Source organism: Sphaerisporangium sp. NPDC049003 (assembly GCF_043197795.1).
In the GTDB taxonomy this organism is placed as follows: Bacteria; Actinomycetota; Actinomycetes; order Streptosporangiales; family Streptosporangiaceae; genus Sphaerisporangium.
The window spans coordinates 1-2,882 of sequence record NZ_JBICTU010000072.1 but is presented as its reverse complement, the minus strand read 5'-3'; the positions used below and the strand labels follow the sequence as shown (position 1 = coordinate 2,882).

Annotated in this window: 1 protein-coding gene; it reads left to right on the top strand. The window is 71.9% G+C overall.

The features are described 5' to 3' along the window. On the top strand, window positions 1–2,882 hold a 2,882-nt coding region (locus tag ACGFIV_RS36175), incomplete at both ends, for a condensation domain-containing protein (RefSeq protein WP_392839585.1).

Genomic DNA, 2,882 nt, shown 5'->3' with positions numbered 1-2,882 from the left:
CGTATGTGATGTTCACCTCGGGGTCGACGGGGGTGCCCAAGGGCGTCGCGGTGACCCACCACAATGTCGCCGCCTTCGCCGCCGACCGCCTCTGGCACGGCCCCGAGCATCGAAGGGTCCTGTTCCACACGGCGTCCTCCTTCGACGTCTCCATGTACGAGTTGTGGGTGCCGCTGCTCAACGGCGGGACCGTGGTCGTGGCCCCACCCGGCGCGGTGGACGCGTCGGTGGTGAAGTGGGCGCTGGAGGAGGAGCGGGTCACCGGGGTGTTTCTGACGACCGGCCTGTTCAACGTGCTGGCCGAGGAGTCGCCCGCCGTGCTGGCCGCCGTACCGGAGCTGTGGATCGCGGGCGAGGCCGCGTCCCCGGTCACGGTGGAGCACGTCCTGAGGGCGGGCGGCAACGTCCACAACGGCTACGGCCCCACCGAGACCACGATCTACGCCACCGCCCACCACGTGACCGAGCCCGGCGACATCGTCCCGATCGGCCAGCCGCTCGACGGCACGCATGCCTACGTCCTGGACGACGGGCTCCGCCCTGTGCCCACCGGCGTGCCCGGCGAGCTCTACATCGCCGGAGAGCACCTGGCCCGCGGCTACCTCGGCCGCCCGGCCCTGACCGCCGAGCGCTTCGTCGCCTGCCCTTACGGCGAACCCGGAACGCGCATGTACCGCACGGGCGACCTCGTCCGCCGGCTCCCCGACGGCCTCCTCGACTACGTCGGGCGGGCCGACCAGCAGGTCAAGATCCGCGGCATCCGCATCGAGCTCGGCGAGATCGAGACCACCCTCGCCCGGCACCCCGCCATAGCCCAGATCGTGGTCCTGGCCAGGCAGGACCACCCCGCGGACAAGCGCCTGGTCGCTTACCTGGTCCCCGGCGACACCTCAGCACCGGAAACCGACCTCTCCGGCCAGGTGCGGCGCTTCGCCGAGGAGACGCTCCCCGCCTACATGGTTCCCTCCGCCTTCGTCGTCCTGGACGCCCTCCCGCTCAACCACAACGGCAAGGTCGACCGGCACGCCCTGCCCGCGCCCGAGACGGTGGCCTCCGGCACGGCGCCGCGCACGCCGGTCGAGGAGATCCTCTGCGGGCTGTTCGCGCAGGTGCTCGCCGTGCCGGGGATCGGGATCGACGACGACTTCTTCGCGATGGGCGGGCATTCGCTGCTGGCCATGCGGGTGGTGGCCGGGATCAGGTCGGCGCTCTCCATCGAGCTGCAGGTGAGGACGATCTTCGAGGCGCCCACCATCGCCGGGCTCGCGGTCAGGATCGAGGGGGCGAGGGGCGAGGGCATCGGCAGGGCCAGGCCGCCGCTGATCCGCTCGGGGGATTCGGAACAGCCGTCGCTCTCCTTCGCCCAGCACCGGATCTGGATCATCGACCAGCTCGCGGAGTCGGCCGGGCTCTACACCATCCCGCTGGTCCTGCGGCTGTCCGGGCGGCTGGACAGGGCCGCGCTGAAAGCGGCTCTCGGGGACGTGGTGCGGCGGCATGAGACGCTGCGGACGGTCTTCCCCTCGCTGGACGGCCAGCCGCGGCAGCGCGTGCTGGACGCCGTGCCCGAGCTACCGACGACGGAGATCGACGAGGCGGAGCTCGGTCCGGCGGTGGAGAAGGCGGCGATGTCCGCCTTCGACCTCTCAGCCGAGCTGCCGGTGCGGGCGTGCCTGTTCGCCCTGAGGCCCGACGGCCCCGGCGAGCACGACGAGCACGTGCTGGTCCTGCTGCTCCACCACATCGCCGCCGACGGGTGGTCGATGGCTCCGCTCAGGCGTGACCTGGCCGTGGCCTACGCGGCCCGCACGCGCGGTGAGGCTCCCGTGTGGGAGCCACTGCCCGTGCGCTACTCGGACTACACCCAGTGGCAGCGCGACCTGCTCGGGGACGCGGCGGATCCGGGCAGCCTCATGAGCACGCAGACCGGCTACTGGCGGGAGGCCCTTGCGGGATTGCCCGACGAGCTGGCGCTGCCCGTCGACAGACCCCGGCCACCGGTGGCGGGGCATCGGGGCGAGTCCGTGCCCCTGCGGTTCTCGCCCGAGCTGCACGGGCGGCTGCTCACCCTGGCCAGGGCCAACCAGGCCACACTGTTCATGGCCCTGCAGGCCGGGCTGGCCGCACTGCTGACCCGGCTGGGCGCGGGAACCGACGTGCCGATCGGCTCGCCCGTGGCCGGCCGTACCGACGAGGCTCTGGACGACCTGGTTGGTTTCTTCGTCAACACGCTGGTGCTGCGCACCGACACCTCGGGCGGCCCGAGCTTCCGCGAGCTGCTGGCCAGGGTCAGGGATGTGGGTCTGGCGGCGTACTCGCACCAGGACGTGCCGTTCGAGCACCTGGTGGAGGCGCTCAATCCGGTAAGGCTCCCCGGCCGTAACCCGCTCTTTCAGGTGATGCTCGCTCTGGAGAACACCCCGGATGACAAGACCGAGCTGCCCGGCCTGACGGTGACGCCCGATCCCGCCTACTCGCTGTACGGCTTGAGCGGCGCGAAGTGCGATCTGCTGTTCGGCCTCAGCGAGAGCTTCTCCACCGGCGCCCCCACAGGGATCGACGGGGTGCTGCAGTACGCGACCGACCTGTTCGACCGCGACACGGCGGAGTCGATCGCCGCGCGGCTGGTGAGGCTGCTGGAGGCGGTGACGGCGGATCCGGACGTCCGGATCGGGGAGGTGGAGCTGCTCGCTCCCGAGGAGCGGCAGACCCTGCTGGAGAAGTGGAACGCCACGTCGGCCCCGCTCCCGGGAGGCGACCTGGCCCGGTTGTTCGAGGCGCGGGTGACGGCGGCGCCGGATGCCGAGGCGGTGGTCTGCGGTGAGGTCCGGCTGTCGGCGGCAGAGCTGAACGCGCGGGCCAACGCGCTGGCGCGGCGGCTG